The sequence below is a fragment of the Rhodococcus baikonurensis genome, from assembly GCF_040489275.1.
GTDB lineage: Bacteria > Actinomycetota > Actinomycetes > Mycobacteriales > Mycobacteriaceae > Rhodococcus_F > Rhodococcus_F baikonurensis.
The window spans coordinates 192,584-211,012 of record NZ_JBEUOQ010000005.1 but is presented as its reverse complement, the minus strand read 5'-3'; the positions used below and the strand labels follow the sequence as shown (position 1 = coordinate 211,012).

The 18,429-nt window shown below is 62.9% G+C and carries 13 protein-coding genes and 2 pseudogenes; 6 read left to right on the top strand and 9 right to left on the bottom strand.

Annotated elements, in window-relative coordinates:
• Positions 1–20: 20 nt before the first annotated feature.
• On the bottom strand, positions 21–557 hold the full coding sequence (locus ABWI03_RS14335; RefSeq protein WP_298778288.1) for a hypothetical protein: 537 nt from the start codon (positions 555–557) through the stop codon (positions 21–23).
• A gap of 17 nt (positions 558–574) precedes the next feature.
• Positions 575–1,401: pseudogene (locus ABWI03_RS14330) on the bottom strand (oxygenase MpaB family protein).
• A gap of 197 nt (positions 1,402–1,598) precedes the next feature.
• Between ABWI03_RS14330 and ABWI03_RS14325 the strand changes: the two are divergent.
• Entirely contained in the window at positions 1,599–2,168 is a 570-nt protein-coding gene (locus tag ABWI03_RS14325; protein WP_054781863.1) for a TetR/AcrR family transcriptional regulator, read from the top strand.
• On the opposite strand, the gene ABWI03_RS14320 is transcribed toward ABWI03_RS14325, so the two are convergent.
• Both ABWI03_RS14320 and ABWI03_RS14315 read right to left on the bottom strand, forming a co-directional pair.
• Complete coding sequence (locus tag ABWI03_RS14320) at positions 2,155–2,946, bottom strand: Fpg/Nei family DNA glycosylase (protein ID WP_166811064.1); 792 nt, start codon at positions 2,944–2,946, stop codon at positions 2,155–2,157. The genes ABWI03_RS14325 and ABWI03_RS14320 overlap by 14 nt on opposite strands.
• A 48-nt stretch (positions 2,947–2,994) precedes the next feature.
• Positions 2,995–7,542 carry an ATP-dependent helicase gene (locus ABWI03_RS14315; protein WP_298778768.1) on the bottom strand — a complete coding sequence of 1,516 codons (4,548 nt, stop codon included), beginning with the start codon at positions 7,540–7,542 and terminating at the stop codon, positions 2,995–2,997.
• Between the two features lie 106 nt (positions 7,543–7,648).
• Here ABWI03_RS14315 and ABWI03_RS14310 point away from each other — a divergent pair, with 106 nt between their 5' ends.
• Positions 7,649–8,980, top strand: coding sequence for an anaerobic C4-dicarboxylate transporter family protein (locus ABWI03_RS14310; protein ID WP_095969040.1), 1,332 nt, complete (start codon positions 7,649–7,651; stop codon positions 8,978–8,980).
• 21 nt (positions 8,981–9,001) lie between these two features.
• On the opposite strand, the gene ABWI03_RS14305 is transcribed toward ABWI03_RS14310, so the two are convergent.
• The 3 genes from ABWI03_RS14305 to ABWI03_RS14295 are packed head-to-tail and all read right to left on the bottom strand — an operon-like array spanning position 9,002 to position 11,768.
• Positions 9,002–10,093, bottom strand: coding sequence for an N-formylglutamate amidohydrolase (locus tag ABWI03_RS14305; RefSeq protein WP_298778278.1), 1,092 nt, complete (start codon positions 10,091–10,093; stop codon positions 9,002–9,004).
• Positions 10,094–10,145: 52 nt separating this feature from the next.
• The gene (locus ABWI03_RS14300; protein ID WP_283376982.1) at positions 10,146–11,150 is read right to left on the bottom strand and encodes an acyl-CoA dehydrogenase family protein; all 1,005 of its coding nucleotides are present in this window, start codon (positions 11,148–11,150) and stop codon (positions 10,146–10,148) included.
• A gap of 54 nt (positions 11,151–11,204) precedes the next feature.
• On the bottom strand, positions 11,205–11,768 hold the full coding sequence (locus tag ABWI03_RS14295) for a helix-turn-helix domain-containing protein (RefSeq protein ID WP_296552943.1): 564 nt from the start codon (positions 11,766–11,768) through the stop codon (positions 11,205–11,207).
• Between the two features lie 134 nt (positions 11,769–11,902).
• On the opposite strand from ABWI03_RS14295, the gene ABWI03_RS14290 reads away from it, so the two are divergent.
• Genes ABWI03_RS14290 through ABWI03_RS14280 form a run of 3 tightly spaced genes read left to right on the top strand, consistent with a single transcriptional unit; the run spans position 11,903 to position 15,139 of the window.
• A complete protein-coding gene (locus tag ABWI03_RS14290; RefSeq protein WP_235171877.1) occupies positions 11,903–13,294 on the top strand; it encodes a uracil-xanthine permease family protein in 1,392 nt (463 codons plus the stop codon).
• Positions 13,275–14,357 carry an isopenicillin N synthase family dioxygenase gene (locus tag ABWI03_RS14285; protein ID WP_095969044.1) on the top strand — a complete coding sequence of 361 codons (1,083 nt, stop codon included), beginning with the start codon at positions 13,275–13,277 and terminating at the stop codon, positions 14,355–14,357. Before ABWI03_RS14290 ends, ABWI03_RS14285 begins: the two co-directional genes overlap by 20 nt.
• Positions 14,354–15,139 (top strand): alpha/beta fold hydrolase, encoded by a 786-nt coding sequence (locus ABWI03_RS14280; RefSeq protein ID WP_296552948.1) that lies wholly within the window; start codon positions 14,354–14,356, stop codon positions 15,137–15,139. Before ABWI03_RS14285 ends, ABWI03_RS14280 begins: the two co-directional genes overlap by 4 nt.
• Here ABWI03_RS14280 and amaB read toward each other — a convergent pair.
• Positions 15,090–16,595, bottom strand: coding sequence for an L-piperidine-6-carboxylate dehydrogenase (gene amaB / locus ABWI03_RS14275; protein ID WP_435054137.1), 1,506 nt, complete (start codon positions 16,593–16,595; stop codon positions 15,090–15,092). The two genes, ABWI03_RS14280 and amaB, sit on opposite strands and share 50 nt — an antisense overlap.
• 111 nt (positions 16,596–16,706) lie before the next feature.
• Positions 16,707–17,924, bottom strand: a pseudogene (hglS, locus tag ABWI03_RS14270) (2-oxoadipate dioxygenase/decarboxylase); the annotation flags it as partial.
• 30 nt (positions 17,925–17,954) lie between these two features.
• On the opposite strand from hglS, the gene ABWI03_RS14265 reads away from it, so the two are divergent.
• Complete coding sequence (locus ABWI03_RS14265; RefSeq protein ID WP_003940830.1) at positions 17,955–18,419, top strand: Lrp/AsnC family transcriptional regulator; 465 nt, start codon at positions 17,955–17,957, stop codon at positions 18,417–18,419.
• Positions 18,420–18,429: the final 10 nt, after the last annotated feature.

Here is an 18,429-nt window from a genome sequence, read left to right as displayed (position 1 = left end):
ATTCGCGATCGGGAGACTGGTCAATGAGTGAGCACTATCTTCAAGCCGACTATGAGGGTGGCGACGGCGGCGAGTCCGAACGCTGCCAGATGGGTGTTCGTACTGACTTTCTCGCCGTGAAGTCGGCTGATTACGTAACTGGTGGAACCGATCCGCAGGATCAAGACGATTTCCGCGATCAACTGCGCCGTCCGCGGTTCCAGGAAGTTGAACCACGCTGTCGCGAGAATGACGACAGGAACAACCGCAGAGGTGAGGATCGGGACGGAATCGCGAAGCGAGTCGATTCTCTCCGCGGTCGTCAGTCGACGATCGTTGCGAATGCTCTCGCCGACACCTTCGGCGAAGGTGTGGGCGATGTATGTCGACAATGCCGTGCCGACCACAATCGCGGCGCCAAGCGATTCCTGAGATTTCGTCACCGGTAGAAGTGCGGCGAGGACAAGAATGTTGCCGTAGATGTACGCGGTGGTCCTCGCCGCGACACGTTCTTGTCCCAGCGGCGCACCGTGAGAGGTGATCGGCCGGTTCAGCAGGGTTCGCAGGTCCCACTCCATGTTCAGAGCATGGCAGATCAGACCCTGGGGCTGTAGTGCATCGGGTTATCTCGCTGCTCGAGCGGGGGCAGGTTGCGCGCCGGTGTGTGGACCAGTGGTGCGTCGGCGGGGATTCGGCCGTTCGCTCGGTCCCATCCCGCGCGAGCACGTGGCTGATACCGGTATCGCCACGGCACCAGGCGGAAGACGGCGTTGACGCTCCGGCCGACGGCGGTGTGGATTCTCTGGTCTCGGCCACTCCACGAGTAACCGAGAAGGTCGCGAACGGGTTGGTCGTACATTCCGACCGTCAGCCAGACGAATCCGCGGGCGAGGGGGATTCGGGCGAGCCGCCACAACGGATCGGGAAGCCACGTCATGTACGGGGGCTTGCCGAGTCCCGACAGGTCGAGGACGTCGCGGGTCGCCTTGTTGTCTTCGAGTACGTTGCGGCACATGTGGTCCCAGTACTCCTGAAATGCTTCCCAGGTCTCGGGAACAGGGCGCATGCTCATCCCGTACAGGCGATACCACTGAATGTGTTCGGTGAAGAGCTGACGTTTCTGGGCCTCGGTCAAGCCACCCGAGAAGTTCTCGGCCGTGACGATGGTGCCCATGAAGAACGTTGCGTGCGCCCAGTAGAAAGTGTCGGGATCGAGTGCGTGATATCGACGCCCAACTTGTCGACGCCCTTGATTCGTGTGTGATAGCCGCGGACTTCTTCGGCTGTCTGCTGCGCGCGATCGCCGTCGAACACCACGCCTGCAATGGGATACAGCGAGCGGTACAGCCGTTCCCACCGCTCGTCGAAGAACTGTGAATGCTCCTCGACTCCGGCGCCGAGCCCGGGGTGCATGTTCTGCATCGAACCGGCCCAGACGCCTTGCAGCATCCCGCGCCAGTCGCCGAAATACTTCCAGGTCAGGGAATCCGGACCGAGGGGAACCGGGGTGCTGCTGTCGTCAAGTTGACTACGCATGTTGTCAGATTAGGATCGACAACAGCGGTAGTCAAGATTGAAAGCCAGTTGAATCGATCAGGTGTCGGCGAAGTGGGGAAGTTGTGAGCATCGAAGAACGCAGGGCCACTCGAAAGGCGACGTTGTTCGACGTCGGAGTGACACTGCTCGGTGCGGTCGACGGTCCGGCCGTCAACGTGCGTGCGGTCTGCAAGGCCGCCGGTTTGACCGAGCGGTACTTCTACGAGAGCTTCACCGATCGTGATCAGTACGTTGTCGCGGTCCACACGTTTGTCGCCGAGCGCGCGCAGTCGGCGCTGGCGTCGGCAGTGGAGTCGGAGACCACATCCGAGGCCGTCGCCACCGCTGCGGTCGACGCTTTCGTCAAGCTCATGGTCGACGATCCGGCGATGGGGAGAGTGCTCCTGATCGCTCCGCTCTCGGAACCCGTCCTGAGCGGACGCGGTATCGAATCGATGCCGGCGTTCGTGGACCTCGTGTACGACCAGTTGTCCGAGATCGCTGACCCCGTGGACAAGCAACTGGTGGCCGTCGGACTGGTCGGGGCGTTGTTCACGCTGTTCATCGGTTATCTGGACGGCACGATCGTCGTGGACCGCGAACGATTTGTTCGCCACTGCGTCAGGCTGCTGATCAACGCTAACCAGGCGTGAAGGGCTGGCAGGCCGGGCAGAAGAAGATATTTCGCTCGGTGAGCTGATCCGGTCCGAGGGTGTCTTCGGTGATGCGAGTTCCGCAACGGCGGCAGGGTTTTCCGCGTCTGCCGTACACCCAGGTCTGCCTACCTGGACGGGTGTCGCCGGTCGTGACCCGGATGCGACGTGACTTGTTGACGTTGATGGTGCGGAACGACAGGTCGACTATCGCGTCGAGATTTCCGGCGAGACGTGTCGGCGTTCTCGGGTGAATGCCTCGTAGGAAGCAGATCTCGTTTCGGTACACGTTGCCCAGTCCGGCCATCACCCGCTGATCCAGGAGCGCGATTCCGATCGGTTCGGAGTCTGCAGCGCGCAGATTCTCGACGGCCACGGAACTGTCCCAGTCCGTTCCGAGGAGGTCCGGTCCGAGGTGTCCGACGGCCTCCTGTTCCTGCCCGAGTTCGAGGATCTCGGTGATTCCCAGTGAAAAGCCCACTGCTACAGAGTCTTCGGTGGCCAAGATGATGCGCGCTTGATGGGCGGGTCTGCGCCAGCGCTCGCCGGGGCGATAAATCTGCCACTGACCTTCCATCTTCAGATGCGTGTGAACGGACGCTTCGCCCACGCGGATCAGCAGATGCTTTCCGCGACTGGCGACGGAATCCACACGATGACCTGACAGATCAACGGTGGCATAGCGAGGAACGCGGACATCGCAGGTAGTGAGTACCTTCCCCGCCAGGGCAGCACGCAGATCGTTGGCGGCCCGCCACACGGTATCGCCCTCAGGCATGGTCGCCGCCCCCACTCTTCACGATCGCAACACTCAGGTTCTCAACCATCATGATCTCAAGCGGAATCCGCGAGGGGTGGCCGCGAAGCCGGCTTCGACCAGGACGGGAGCAAAATCGTTGCCGTGGATGGTCTCTCCGTCGACCTTCTCCACCACCAACTTATCGATGGCGCGAGAGGTCACCTTGTGTGCAAGTGACAGTGCTGCCATCCGCAAGGTGCCCCCGTCGTCGGTGAAGGTCAAGATCGTGCGGCCGCCGCGTTCGACGAACAGAACCAACTCACCCTCCACCAGAACTACCAGTGCGCCGGCTTTTCGTCCGGGTCGGTGTCCTGGTGATTCCTCGCCCCCCGACGCCGGCCACGGCAGCGCCGCGCCGTACGGGTTTGCCGGATCGCACGCTGCGAGAGTGACTGCAGCCGAGGAGGTGTGGCGTCCCTCGATGGAGTCACCGAACGTGCGCAAGCGGTCGACCACGGGAGGAGTCGAGAATTGAGCGCCGCCCAGGGTATCGACGAAGTATCCGCGTCGAGCGCGCCCGTTGTCCTCGAACGTGCTCAGAACCTTGTAGATCAACGCGAAACCGCCCGGCACGTTCTCGCTCATCACCGATCCGCGGGTGACGACGCCGTACCGTTCGAGCAACAGATCGGCCGTGGCGTGCGCCCGGATGGTCGGGTCCGGTTCGATCGCCGGCAGTTGGAACCACCGACCGGAAGCGGTCGCCGGTCCCGTGCGGGCCGGGGTGGAAGCGCGCGCCATTGCGCGGTACGGACGTGCCCGCGGAACACGTCGAGGGGATCGGTGACTTGTTGTTGTCCGGGTGGTGTCGGAGAGAAGTGCGCGCAGCGGTGCAACGGTGTCGTTTCCGATGTGTCCGAGCCACACCAACTCCCACAGTGCCGTCGTCACCGCACTGTCGACCGTGTCCGCAGCCGACTCCGTGGTTCGCAACGCGTCGACCAACTGGCGGAAGAAGTAGGCACCGCCGCCGGACAGCAGGTCGAGGATGCGCTTCTGCAACTCCGAGACGTCGGTGTCGGCGGGCGAATTGAGCGTGATCGGTGCCAGGTCGGCGGGGTGCAGCACCACCCACCCGTCTTTGCCCGAGATAGCTCCCGATCCGGACCACAGGACTTCACCCGTCGACGTGAGTTCGTCCAACATCGCGGGGGAGTAGTCGGCAACTCGGCTCGGCAGGATCAACGATTCGAGAGCGGACGCCGGAATCGGAACGCCGGCAAGTTGATCGACCACCGTTGCAACACCGTCGATTCCGCGCAGCGTGCCGCCTACATGCTGCCAACTGGGAAGGAATCGTCCGAGTGTTGCGGTGCTGACCGGCTCGACCTCCTGCCGGGCCGCGGCGAGCGAGCGACGCCGCAAGCGACGTAGGACTTCGGCGTCGCACCATTCGCTCCCGGTTGCAGACGGGCGGAATTCTCCTTCGAGAACACGCTTTTCGAGCGCGAGCCGACCGAGAACGTCACGCGCGACGGATACTCCGAGACCGAAGCGTGCAGCCGCGTCGGCGAGAGTGAAGGGTCCGTGGGTACGTGCGTATCGGCTCAGGAGATCGTCGAGTGGCTGATCGACCGGCTCGATGAACGCCGCCGGAACGCCGATCGGCAGTGGAACGCCGAGTCCATCGCGAAGCCGCGCTGCATCTTCGACGACCGTCCACCAGCTCTCGCCTGCATAGGAGACGTGGAGGGCGCGTTTGTCCGCAACCAATTTGTCGAGCCAGGAGACCGGATCCTCGAGACAGCGTTCGGTGACTTCTTCGGTGGTCAGCGGGCCGAGCATGCGCAGGAGGTCGGCAACACCCTCGAGGTCCTTGGCCTTTCGCTCAGGGACGAGCCGTTGCAGCTCACGTTCGGCCTGCTCGATCACTCCGGCGTCGAGAAGCTCGCGCAGTTCGACGCGGCCGAGGAGTTCGGCCAACAGCGTGGAGTCCAAGGACAAAGCGGCGGCGCGTCGCTCGGCCAGGGGGCTGTCGCCTTCGTACATGAACGCGCCCACGTAGTTGAACAGGAGCGCACTCGCGAACGGTGAAGGTGAGGGCGTCTCCACCTCGACTATTCGGATCTGGCGCCGTTCGATCTTGCCGAACAATTCCTTCAGTGCAGGCAGGTCGTAGACGTCCTGCAAGCACTCGCGCACGGTCTCGAGCAGGATCGGGAATGTCGGGAATTTGCGGGCGACGTCCAGCAGTTGCGCGGACCGCTGACGCTGCTGCCACAGCGGTGCACGCTTTCCGGGATTACGGCGGGGGAGAAGCAGTGCGCGGGCGGCACATTCGCGGAATCGGGAGGCGAACAACGCAGAGCCGCCCACCTCCTGGGTGACCAGATCTTCGATGTCCTCGACGTCGAAGGTGAACAGTTCGGCGCCGGGAGGCTCGTTCTCGGTGTCGGGGAGCCGGATGATGATGCCGTCGTCGGAGGCCGTCGGACTGGAATCGACGCCGTATCGTTCCTGCAAGCGCGCCCCGATGGCGAGGGCCCACGGCGCGTGAACACGTTGGCCGTACGGGGAATGCAGCACCAGACGCCAGTCGCCGAGTTCGTCGCGGAAGCGTTCCACCACCAGCGTGCGATCCGACGGTACTTGTCCGGTGGCAGTCTTCTGCTCACCGACGAGTTGGATCAGATTGGTTGTGGCGTTGTGATCGAGTCCGCCCACGCGGCAACGCTCGACGACGTCGGCTTCGTTACCCAGCGCGGTCTCTCGAACGAATTGGCCCAACGCCTGTCCGAGTTCGGCAGGGCGACCGAGCCCGTCGCCGTGCCAGAAGGGCAGACGACCGGGCATGCCGTAGGCGGGGCTGACCAAGACCCGATCGAAGGTGATTTCCTCGATCCGCCAACTGGTGGCGCCGAGCGCAAAGACGTCGCCGACCCGGGATTCGTAGACCATTTCTTCGTCGAGTTCGCCGACGCGTGATGCTTTCTCTCCAACCATGTAGACCGTGAAGAGCCCGCGGTCGGGGATGGCACCGCCGGAAGTGACTGCCAAACGCTGCGAACCCGGCCGGCCCGTCAGCGTGTTGGACTCGCGATCCCAGACCAGACGCGGACGTAATTCGGCGAACTCGTCCGAGGGGTACCGCCCGGCGAGCAGATCCAGAGTCGACTCGTAGGCCGAACGGGGAAGCGTTGCAAAGGAACCGCTTCGGCGCACGGTCTCGAACCAGTCGTCCACGTCGATCGGCTCGAGTGCAGTGGCCGCAACCGTTTGCTGGGCAAGGATGTCGAGGGGGTTGGCGGGAACGGCCATCGCCTCGATCTTGCCTTCGACCATACGCTCGACGGTCACCGCGCAGTGAATCAGGTCGGTGCGGTGTTTCGGGAAGACCACCCCTCGCGAGATTTCGCCGACCTGGTGGCCGGCGCGGCCGACACGTTGCAGTCCGCTGGCAACCGAAGGCGGTGCCTCCACCTGGATGACCAAGTCGACGGCGCCCATGTCGATTCCGAGTTCGAGACTGCTGGTGGCGACGACGCATCGCAATCGACCCGATTTGAGGTCGTCTTCGATGAGGGCGCGCTGGTCTTTGCTGACCGATCCGTGGTGGGCGCGCGCAAGGAGAGGTTCTGCACCGTAGTTGACCTCGGTGGGAGCTCCGATCTGCGCGGGCGGGCGAGGTGTCTTCTCGACGGCCAGACCGATGCGTTCTGCATGAATCTCGTTGAGCCTGGCTGTCAAACGTTCGGCGAGGCGTCGAGAGTTGGCGAACACGATGGACGATCGGTGGTCGAGAACGAGATCGACGATCTGTTCTTCGACGTGGGGCCAGATCGAACCGGCTTGCGGGGTGGGGGATTCGGAACCGTCGGCCGGCGTCGCGATCCCCAGTTCGGTCATGTCCTCGACGGGAACACGGACGGTGAGGTCGAAGGTCTTGGCGGCAGGCGGTGCCACGATCCGTATGGGTGCCGAACCGGCCAGGAACCGCCCGATCTCCTCGTGCGGACGGACAGTGGCCGACAATCCGATGCGTTGCGCCGGACGCTCGAGCAAGCCGTCCAGGCGTTCCAGCGAGAGCGCAAGGTGTGAGCCGCGCTTGGTGCCCGCCACCGCGTGAACCTCGTCGACGATCACGGTATCGACGCCGACGAGTGTTTCCCGGGCGGCGGAGGTGAGCATCAGGAACAACGACTCCGGCGTCGTGATCAGGATGTCCGGCGGCCGCTTGATCAACGAGCGCCGATCGGCCTGGGACGTGTCGCCGGAACGGACACCGACGGTGATCTCGGGCGGAGTGAGGCCCAGACGTTTCGCCGTCTGGGTGATACCGACCAGCGGAGCGCGAAGGTTCCGTTCGACGTCCACCCCGAGCGCCTTGAGTGGCGAGATGTAGAGGACTTTGGTGGTGCGTTCGCCTTCGTCCTTGGCTGCGAGCTGATCGAGAGCCCAGAGGAACGCCGACAATGTCTTGCCGGAGCCGGTGGGTGCGACGACAAGTGTGTGAGAGCCACTCGCGATGGATTCCCAGGCGCCGAGCTGCGCAGCAGTCGGAGCGCTGAAAGCGCCGCCGAACCACTCGCGTGTGGCGGGCGAGAACCTACCGAGGACGTTGGTCACGACCACCATATTGCCCCTTCCCACCGACAGCGTGTTCATGCCCGCAGCCGAAGTGCAGAGCATACTATTTGCCCTGTTATAGCTATTCTCTTGTTATCGAGAAGGCGAGTGCCTGATGGAAGCAGTCAAGATTGTCCTCGAGCTGGCGGTAGTGCTCGGGGCGATTGTCATGGGTACCAGATCGAGCGGTGTCGCGCTCGGTCTGTGGGGCGGCGCAGGTGTTGCCGTCCTCGTGTTCGTCTTCGGAGAGGACGTCGGCAGTCCGCCTGTCGACGCTCTCCTCATCGTCCTGTCCGTCGTCCTTGCGTCGTCGATGATGCAGGCGGCCGGTGGTATCGACTGGATGGTCACCATCGCAGCGAAGTTGATCGAATCCCGCCCGAAACAGATCACGCTGATCGCGCCGTTGGTGTCATTCCTGTTCTCGGTCGGTGCCGGTACATCCAACATCCTCTACCCGCTGCTTCCCGTCATCTACGACGTCTCGTACAAGAACGGTGTGCGGCCGTCACGGCCGCTGTCGCTGTCAGTTGTCTCGACCGGCGTGGCGCTGGCGTGTAGCCCGGTGTCCGCGGCGATGGCCGCAATGGTCACGCTGACCGACGTGCCGCCTTACGATTTCGAACTCATCGACATCATCAAGATCACCTTCCCCGCTGCCGTTGTCGGCATCGTCCTTTCCTCCATCGCGGTCAACCGCCTCGGCAAGGATCTCGACGACGACCCGGAGATACAGGCGAAGTTGAAGTCGGGCGAATTGGCCGGACCGGGTGCAGCGTCCAAGACCGAACTCGTCTCGACGAAGACCGGACGAAACGCGGCACTGATCTTCCTGGCCGGCGTCCTGGCTATCGTGATATTCGGCCTGTTCAAGGGAATTCGCCCCGAAGCCGCCGACGGTACCCCGATGGGGATGACACCGATCATCGAAATGCTGATGTTCGTCGTGGGCACGTTGATCCTGCTGGTGTGCCGCCCGAATGTCGCCGACGTGCCGTCCTCGACCGTGTTCCGCGCCGGTATGGTCTCGGCCATCGCGCTGTTCGGTCTGGCATGGCTGACGGACACATTCATCAGCGCCCATTCCGAGCTGATCACGAGCACCGTCGGCGACTGGGTCAACGCCGCGCCGTGGATCTTCGCGCTCGGTGTCTTCCTGGTCTGTGTACTGACGACCAGTCAGTCGACCGCGACGCGGACCATTGTGCCGATCGGTCTCGCAGCCGGGATTGCACCCGGCCTGGTGAGCGGAATGTGGGCCGGAGCGTTTGCCGGTGTCTATCTGTTGCCGACGAACGGTTCGCAGATCGCGGCTGCGAACTTCGACCTCTCGGGCAGCACGAAGCTGGGATCCAAGCTCGTCGACCACTCGTTCTTCCTGCCGACCATCATCTTGGCCGTGACGACGATTGCGGCCGGTGCTCTGTTCGGAGTGGTGCTCGGCTGAGAGTTGAGGCTGAGTCTTACGTCAGCTGTTGCGGTAGTGGTCCCAGCTCGCCTTGCACGCGTGGGCGAGCTGGTCCACCCGTTCGGCGTCGGGTGTAGGCCAGTCGACGCCGGGTTCCATGATGTATGCGGCCAGTTCGTCTCCCAGTAGGAATTCTCGTTTGAATTCGGCCTGAACCGCGCTCAACGTGATCCCTGCCTCGTCAGCGCGGGCGCGCGAGTCGGCGAATCTGGCTCCGGCCGCGATGATTTCGAAACTGCCGAGGTACGGCTGATTGAGGGCGACCGCATCGGGATCGTCGACCTGAAATCCCTTGCGATGTGCGACCGCAAGTGTGCGTATGAGCTCCGGATCCATAGTCACGGGATTGTCGCCGCGTCGATTGCCGTCGTGATCGCCGCGATTGGAGAGCGCAACGACGTCGGGGAGCCGATCTGCTTCCGGCCGTTCGACATTGACGGCGCCGTCCCGCCGGGTGGTGTGGTTCATCGTGTCGTGGAACGACAACGTCGTGAACGATCGGCCGAGTTCGAAGCTCTTCTCCACCATGGCTTCGATCAGTGCGTCGCGAGTTCTTTCGTAGACGCCCAAACCATGTTCAGCTGTCTCGGTGAAGGTCTCGGCGAGGTCCTTCCAGCCTGCGTCGTCGCTCGGCTCGAGCAACAGGGGGTAGAACGAGAAGGTGACAGGGCGAACTGCGTCGACGCCGGTGAGGTCCGCTATGTTGCCGGCACCGGCCTTGTGGACGCGGGCGAAGGCTTCGCGCAGTGACGCTTCCAGGTTTTCGGGTTTCGCACGGTTGGGATCGCGAATCATGCGAGGGTGCGGATTCTCCACGTACACGATGCGCGAATCGATTTCGGCCCAACGGCGCACGATGGAACTGGTGGACATGTCGGTGAAGTCGAATTGCAGTCGCTGTGTGAATTCGGGTGCGAGAAAGCGTGAGAGTTCTGCTGGAATCGCGGAACCCGAGTGTGGGCAACTGACGAGAAGGTCGGCTTCGGCGATGGCGTCGTCGAGACTGCGGGAGTCGCGATCGGCATAGAACGTCAGGTCCTCCGGCGTGAACACGGTTCCGGCCGGGATGAGTACTGGTGCTCCACTGGTCATGAGCCCCAGCGTAATCGAGTGCAACCGTGCAATCGAGTACAACCGTGCAGACTCAGTATCCGCTGAGTCGTTCCACGAGAGCTGTTTTGATCTCCGGCCGACCAGCCGCGACCAGAGTGAAGGTGGCTTCACGCATGAGCCGCTCGGCGGTGTTGCTGCCGACCAGGGCGCGGCTTCCGGTCGCAGTGACGAGCGCGGCCGACGCACGCACAGCAAGTTCCGATGCGCGGGCGCGTGCAGCCGACATGTCGCCTCCGTTGCGCAGTGCTGCATCGAGATCGGCGCGCGCCCGGGCGGCTTGTTCCTCGAACGCGTCGGCGTCGACTCCCAGATCCGCGAGTTCGGTCACTGCGCGGCGGGTGATGCCCATGGCCATCGCGCCGTTGAGCCACAATCCGGGGAGTTGGGTGCTCTGGAACTGTTCGTCGCTGACGACGGCACAGACATCGGTGTCGGGAATGTCGAAAGCGTCGAACACGATTCGGACGGTGTTGCTCCCGCGTGCTGCGATCAGTGGAAGTTCCTCGATCGTCAGACCCGGAGCCTCGCCCACCGGTACGACGGAGTGAACGATGGAATTGTCGAACTCGTCTCGCGCCGAGACCAGGAGTACATCGACGATTCCCCAGCCGGTGACGAAGGGTGCGATGCCGTCGAGGACGTAGCCGTCGTTCACCCGCTTCGCCCACAGGAGCGGCGGCCGGGGGATGGCGCCGGCATACGCAACGCCACCGCGAATCGTGCCGGAAACGAGCCCGTCCCAGTATTGTTCGCGCAGAGACATATTGGAACTCGAAGCCAAGGCTCCGACGACGCCGTGATGCTGCATCCAGGTGAAGGTCGTTGCCAGGCAACCGCCGCACAAGGTTTCGAGGACGTCGACCAGTTCGTCGCTGCTGGGTCCGCTCTCACCGAGGGCGGCGATGCCGTAGAAGCCGTCGGCGGCGAGCGCGTCGAAATGGCTGCTGGGGATTTCTCCGTCGGCGTCGACGCTGTCGGCGACGGGAAACAGAACGGTATCGGCGATCTCACGCGCAAGCTCCGGCCACTTGGTCACGCTGTCAGGGTAAGCCGTGAGCGGGGGTTGTGGTGTGGAACCGGAACCGCGCATCTAGAACGAGGGCGGCGAACTCACGATGAGGAATCTCGCCACCGCATTGGTGCGATTGAACCACCGATGCGGGATGGTCGAGGTGTAGAGGAGGGTGTCACCGACGTGAAGGACGTGATGCTCGTCCAGTCCCACCTCGACTTCGACAGATCCTTCGAGTACGTGAATGAACTCTTCGCCGGCATGCTCGGTGTGTTCGCCTGCCTCGGAGTGAGGTGCTGCCGTGATCTCGTTGGGTTCCATGGTGCGTGAACCGGTGGAGCAGAAGCGGATCACCGAATCGTGTGCCAGTTCGAACGTTCGCCCTTCCCCGGCGCGGACGAGGCTGGACGGAGTTCGTTCACCTTGTGCCAACAGCGCATGAGCGGTGGTGCCGATCGATTGCGCGAGGCGATGAAGGTTCATGACACTGGGTACTGCGTGGCCGTTCTCGGTCTGGCTCAGGAAGGGCTGCGACAGTCCCGACTTCACGGCGACCTCACGCAACGTCAGTCCGGCTTCTTTGCGCGCCGTCCGCACGGCAGCCCCGATTGCGGTCGCTATCGCCTTCTGGTCGTCGTCCATGTGCCGAAGATAGCAGTGCTCTGGTGAAAGTTTTGATTACACAGACGAAACAAATTCGACCACGGTAAGAAATTATCGACGTGCTGAATAGTCCCGTACACGAAACACTTCCAGCTTCGGACGGAGATCGGCGCATGGCCATCCATCCAGTCGACCAGCGGCTCCCCATTGCCCGCCAGTCTGCTTTTGCTCTTCAGCACGTCCTCATCATGTACACCGGCTGCATCACGGTTCCGTTGGTTTTCGGTGCCGCCGTAGGGCTGGATCGCAGCACAGTCGCGATGCTGATCAGCGCGGACTTGCTCGTTGCAGGCATCATCACGATCATTCAGAGCTTGGGCGTGGGGAAGGTCGCCGGTGTTCGGCTGCCGATCGTGTGCGGGGCGACCTTCGCCGGACTGACGCCGATGATTCTGATCGCCAAGGAGTACGGCCTGCAGGCGGTATACGGGTCCATGCTGGTCGGTGGTGTAGTCGGCATAGCTTTGGCCGTACCGTTCGCCAAGATCGTCCGATACTTCCCGCCCCTGGTCACCGGCGTCGTCCTCACGGTTATCGGCATCTCGTTGATCGGGGTCGCAGGAGGCTTGATCGTCGGAAACGACCCCACCTCCCCGTCGTTCGCCGACCCGAAGAACCTGGCGCTGGCTGCGGCTGTGGTCGTAGTCGCGGTGGCGTTCATCTGCCTCGGCCGCGGGATGTGGACACAACTCGGAGTGCTGATGGCATTGGTGATCGGTACCGTGATCGCCATACCGATGGGCCTGATCGATCTGAGTGGCGTCAGTGGTTCGGCCTGGGTGGGTTTCCCGATGCCGTTCCATTTCGGAGCTCCGGAGTTTCCCGTCACCGCGGTGGTGGCGATGAGTATCGTCATGGCAGTGGTTTTCGCCGAATCGACGGCGAGCATGCTGGCCGTCAGCGAGATCACCGGAAAGCCTTTGAAGAAAGCAGATCTGGCACGAGGCCTGGTGGCCGACGGTATGTCGGGAGTTCTGGGCGGAATCTTCAATGCCTTTGTCGACACTGTTTTCTCCCAGAATGTCGGCGCTGTGGCCACTACCCGGGTGTACAGCCGGTACGTGACCGCTACCAGCGGTGCCATTCTGATCGTCCTCGGCCTCATCCCGCGAATGGGTGAAGTGGTTGCCGCCCTACCTGATCCGGTGGTCGGCGGTGTTGGCATCATCTTGTTCTCGACTGTCGCCGTGGTCGGAATCAACACGCTGCGCAAGGTCGATCTCAGTGACCCGATCAACACGACGATCGCTGCTGTATCCGTGGGGATCGGTATCTTGCCGGAATTTGCGGAGGGGATGTTCGAGCGGTTCCCCTCCTCGGCACAGATCCTCCTCGGTAGTGGCATCACTTTGGCTGCGGCCTCGGCCTTTTCGCTCAACCTGCTGTTCAATCACAGCCGACTCGGTGAACTCGCGAGACGATCGCGCGAGAGCCTTCACCCCACTGCAAAAACTGAACCCGCTACCAGCTCTGCAGGAGACGCCAGTGCCATCGTCACAGTCTGATTCTCTGTCAGGATCCGATCTCTTCGAAGTGCCCGTCATCGACATCTCGCCTTACGTACTCGGTGGTGCCGACCAGGACAAGGCGCGAGTGGCTGCCGACGTCGACCATGCTTGTCGGACTGTCGGTTTCATGCAGATTCGGGGTCACGGCGTTCCAGTCGACATTTCTTCCGGCCTCGCCGACGCCATGGACGACTTCTTCGGACTGCCGCTGGAGACCAAATCGGGCTACCGAATCGCGGGCGCGAATCGTGGGTACAGTCCGCCCAAGAGTGAGTCGCTGAGCTTGAGTCTCGGCGTCGAATCCGCGACCCGGATGAACGACTTTTTCGAGGCGTTCAACATAGGAACCGAAGCCCGATCGTTCACCGAACTCGAACTGTCGGAGGAGGATTACGGAATCAACCTGTGGCCGGCAGTGCGTGGATTCGCGGAGCGAGTGGAGAACTACTACGCCCATGGCGAGCGGGTGGCACGGACACTCACCACCATTTTCGACGACGCACTGGGCCTGACCCCGGGATTCTTCGAGTCGATCACCGACCATTCCATCGACGTATTGCGGATGAACAATTACGCATTGCCCGAAGGGGCGGTGACGTTGGACGGCGAGTTGAAGGGGATGGGGGAACATACCGATTTCGGGCTGGTCACCGTGTTGTGGGCGGATCAGGTCGAAGGTTTGCAAGTGCTCGGGAGCGACCGACGCTGGCACGACGTCTGGCCGGAAGACGATGCGCTGTTGGTCAACCTTGGGGATCTCACCGCGCGCCTGACCAACGACAAGTGGATGTCCACGTTGCACCGAGTTGCGCCTCCGGTGGTGAACGGCACCGTCAAACGTCGACGATCGGCCGCCTTCTTTCACGACGGAAACGTCGATGCGGTGATCGCGACACTACCGAGCTTTCGCGACGACTCCGGCCTGGAATACGAACCCATCACTGTTCGCGATCACATCAAAGCCAAGCTGGCCGGGTCGAGGCAGGGGAAGTCCAATACCGCCGCAGTTCGTGAGGCGGCACGGGTGCTCTCGGCGGCCGAGTTCGAGGTGAAGCAGTGAGCCCTCGGAACATCGTCCTGATTCACGGCGCCTGGGCAGGTGGTTGGGTCTGGGATCGGGTGCGTGGCCCTCTGAAGTCGGCCGGCTTCGATCCCGTCGTGGTGGAGCTTCCCGGCTCCGGGAGTTGGAACCCCGACGACGTGATCGATCTGGCCGCTGTCGCCGAACATGTTGTGTCAGTGATGGAGTCATTGGACGGGCCGGCCATCCTGGTCGGGCACTCAGGCGGCGGGATCGTGGCCTCGCAGGTGGCCGAGTGGATACCTTCGCAGGTAACGGGTCTTGTATATGTCGCGGGAATGATGCTGCCGTCGCAGATGGATTTCGGGATGCTGTGTGCTGAAGCCGGTTTGGAAAGTCCGGTCGGGATCTCGCGTTGGTTGGTCCCTGTCGGCGAAGGCGAAGCGACGGCAGTTCCGCCGGAAGCCGCTGCCGCCGTGTTCTTCCACGAAGCGCCGGTCGCCGATGCGATAGGCGCAGCGCGCATGCTTGTCCCACAATTGGAGTCCGCCCGCCTGATGGCAGCGGACTGGACCGAAGAGCGATTCGGAACCGTGCCGAGGCTCTATGTCGAATGCACCCTGGATCGAACTGTGCCGATCGAGGCTCAACGTGCCATGCAGAGACTTGTCCCCGGTGCCCAGATGGTCAGCCTGGGCACCGATCATGCACCTCAGTTGTCGGCGCTTCCGGAGCTGATCGACGCGATCACCGAATTCGCCCAGCAGGTGTTCAGCCGAACTCGACCCCTTGAGCCAGCGGAAGCTGGTCCGAGTAGTTGACGGTATTGGTGGCTCGGCGCATGTATGCCTTCCACGAATCCGAACCCGATTCGCGTCCGCCGCCCGTCTCCTTCTCCCCGCCGAATGCGCCGCCGATCTCCGCACCGGACGTTCCGATGTTCACGTTCGCGATGCCGCAATCGGAGCCGTCGGCGGCGAGAAAACGCTCGGCTTCACGCTGATCGAGCGTGAAGATCGAGGACGAAAGTCCTTGAGGCACATCGTTGTGCAGCGCAATGGCGTCGTCGAAATCGGTGTAGGTCAAGACGTAGAGGATGGGTGCAAAAGTCTCCGCCCGTACCACCTCGGTCTGTGCGGGCATACGAACGAGTGCAGGTGTCACGTAGAAACCGGATTCGCCGACGCGGTCGCCGCCGCACACTACGGTTCCGCCGTCCGCGCGCGCGGCCGAGAGCGATTTCTGCATCGCCGCGAACGCGGCTTCGTTGATCAGCGGCCCGACCAGAACACCGGAGTCGAAGGGACTGCCGACCTGGAGTTGCGCGTATGCGGACGCAACGCGGTCGACGACGTTGTCGGCGATCGACTCGTGAACGATGAGCCGGCGCAGTGAGGTGCAGCGCTGCCCGGCAGTTCCGGCGGCGGAGAAGACAATTCCGCGCACGGCAAGCTCGAGATCCGCCGACGGCGTGACGACGGCGGCGTTGTTTCCACCCAGCTCCAGGAGACTTCGTCCGAAGCGCTCGGCAACTCGTGGAGCCACGGCGCGGCCCATTCTCACGGAACCGGTAGCGCTGACCAAGGCCACAAGTGGGTTGTCCACCAAGGCCTCACCGACATCGCGTCCGCCGATCATCAACTGGTGGACGTCTATCGGCGCATCACAGTCGGCGAGTGCGCGTCGGAGGAGGGCGTCACATGCCAGTGCAGTCAGTGGCGTGGTTTCCGAAGGCTTCCACACGACGGCGTCACCGCACACGAGAGCGATGGCGGTATTCCACGACCACACCGCGACGGGAAAGTTGAACGCGGAGATGACCCCGACGACGCCGAGCGGGTGCCACGTTTCCGTCAACCGGTGGCCAGGACGCTCGGACGGCATGGTGCGTCCGTAGAGCTGCCGGGAGAGACCGACCGCGAACTCGCAGATGTCGATCATCTCCTGTACCTCGCCGAGAGCTTCCGAGGTGACCTTGCCTGCCTCCAGCGTCACGATCTCCGCGAGATCCTCCTTGTGCTCGGTCAGTAGGCTTCCCAGCCGCCGCACGACCGCCCCGCGCGCCGGAGCGGGGACGGTGCGCCAGGTGAGGAACGCTCGATGAGCCGCTTCGACGGCGTCGTCGACTTCTCGGCCGGAGTGTTGCCGGACCGTACGCAGTTGTGTACCGGTGATCGGACTATGTGCGCTCAGATCGCCGGCGGGCCACTCGACACCGCAGGCAGCGAGGGCGTTCTCGGCGCGGTCGGCGAGGCTCGAAGAATCAGGCAGGTTCACTGGGAGTCCTCTGTGGTTGTAGGCGGGGGTGGTTGTAGTCGGGAGTGGTTGTAGTCGGGGGTGGTTGTGGGCGGGAGAAAGCACGGCACGTGATGCCTCTTGTTGTGCGCGGTACAGCTCGAACGGATCTTCGATGGTGCGGTCGATGGCGCCCTCCAATCGATCCTGCCCGTATTCGGCGCCGGGCGCATCGGAAACGAATCCGGTCACGGAATCGAGATTGGACGCGAAGATCCCGGCCGCGGATGCCGGTAGAAAGTCCTCGTAGACGATCGGGTCGCGGACGACGACAGTTCCTTCGCTTCGGTACGTGAAGTACGCCAACCCCGCATCGTCGAGTCCGTCCTCGGTGTGCGGAAACTCGCTGCCCCAGTCGGCGTCCTCGGGCCTGGCGATCAGTCGGTCGTAGATCGCCCTCCCGCTGCGGGTCAACGCGATTCCGCGTGCCTCGACCTCGCCGAACCTGACGCGGACAGGTTCTGTGGTGACCGATCCGTCCGGCCGGCGAAAACGTCTGTCTTCGGCCAGTGCGCGAAACGACGTCTGCCGCAGAAGCAGTGGCGGCCCATTCCATCTCGGCGGGCCTTGGATGCGGTCGATCATGGCGATGCCGCGCTCGGTCATTCGACGGTACAACTCGTCGATGTCGAGTACCCGTGGGGTGAGGTGGTTGACATGTGTCGAGCCCTGGCCGGCGATGTCTGCGGCGACAGGTGAGATCGCGGCAAGTTCGCGATACCAACCGGCGTCGATGGGTTCGGTGCCGAGCCGAAACGCCGAGGTTGCCGCTTCGACGAATTGTGTCGCTTCGGGCTCCGGCAGGCCGCACTCGCGGTTTGCTTGCCGTGCCCACTGCAGAAGTGAGGGAGAGAACAGGGTTCGGCGACGCAGGAACCCGGTGATCCGACGCTCGAGGTCGGTGTCGAAAAACCTGGAATCGGAGCCGGTCAGTACCGAGGTGAAAACACGGAACGGGTTCCGGGCGAGTTCGGCAGGCTCGGTGGGGCGAAAAGCCGTCGAGACAACGGGAATGGGGGAGTCGGTGAGCCGGAGGTCGTAGTAGCCGACCGGAAACATACCGAATCCGCCGAAGACGGTGGTTACGTCACGTAGTTCGTCGAGAGTCCCCAGTCGGATGGCGCCGTGACGCTCGGCGCTGACTCTCGCCAGGCTGCCCAGGCGCTCCGCAGAATCCGGATGTTCGGCAGCAAAATCACGGTTCACCTGCAGCGTTACATCTACCAAGGTGTTGTAAGCGGGGACCTCGTCGCCGTACATCTTGGCGAGGGCCGCAGCGAACCGTGCACGTAGCTCCCAGGTTTCAACCATACGAATGTCCGATTGCGTTAGCCTGCGCAGGTGCGAGAAACAGAAACCAGTGACGTTGCCGGTGTTCCGGTCGACGAAACCGATCGACTTTTGATGCGTGAATTGGTCTTGGACGGCCGTGCCACTCTCGCGAGTCTTGCTGAGAAGGCTGGACTCTCGATCTCCGCAGTCCAGTCGAGAGTGCGTCGATTGGAGTCTCGCAAGGTGATCCGTGGCTACTCGGCGAAGATCGATCCTGAGGCACTCGGTCACAATCTGTCCGCATTTGTCGCCATCACTCCTCTCGATCCTTCGCAGCCCGACGACGCTCCTGCTCGTTTGCGTCACCTGCCGGCGGTCGTTTCGTGCCACTCGGTGGCCGGGAGTGAAAGTTACGTCCTCCTGGTCCGGGTGGCGTCACCTCGGGCGTTGGAGCGATTGCTGCAGGAGATCCGTACGGCAGCCAACGTCAACACACGAAGCACCATCATCCTACAAACTTTTTACGACGAATGACGCTTGTTCA

Excerpts from the sequence above, each read along its gene's own strand:
- ABWI03_RS14335 (WP_298778288.1), bottom strand. The coding sequence starts at position 557 with ATGGAGTGGGACCTGCGAACCCTGCTGAACCGGCCGATCACCTCTCAC.
- ABWI03_RS14320 (WP_166811064.1), bottom strand. The coding sequence starts at position 2,946 with ATGCCTGAGGGCGATACCGTGTGGCGGGCCGCCAACGATCTGCGTGCT.
- ABWI03_RS14315 (WP_298778768.1), bottom strand. The coding sequence starts at position 7,542 with ATGGTGGTCGTGACCAACGTCCTCGGTAGGTTCTCGCCCGCCACACGC.
- ABWI03_RS14310 (WP_095969040.1), top strand. The coding sequence starts at position 7,649 with ATGGAAGCAGTCAAGATTGTCCTCGAGCTGGCGGTAGTGCTCGGGGCG.
- ABWI03_RS14305 (WP_298778278.1), bottom strand. The coding sequence starts at position 10,093 with ATGACCAGTGGAGCACCAGTACTCATCCCGGCCGGAACCGTGTTCACG.
- ABWI03_RS14295 (WP_296552943.1), bottom strand. The coding sequence starts at position 11,768 with ATGGACGACGACCAGAAGGCGATAGCGACCGCAATCGGGGCTGCCGTG.
- ABWI03_RS14290 (WP_235171877.1), top strand. The coding sequence starts at position 11,903 with ATGGCCATCCATCCAGTCGACCAGCGGCTCCCCATTGCCCGCCAGTCT.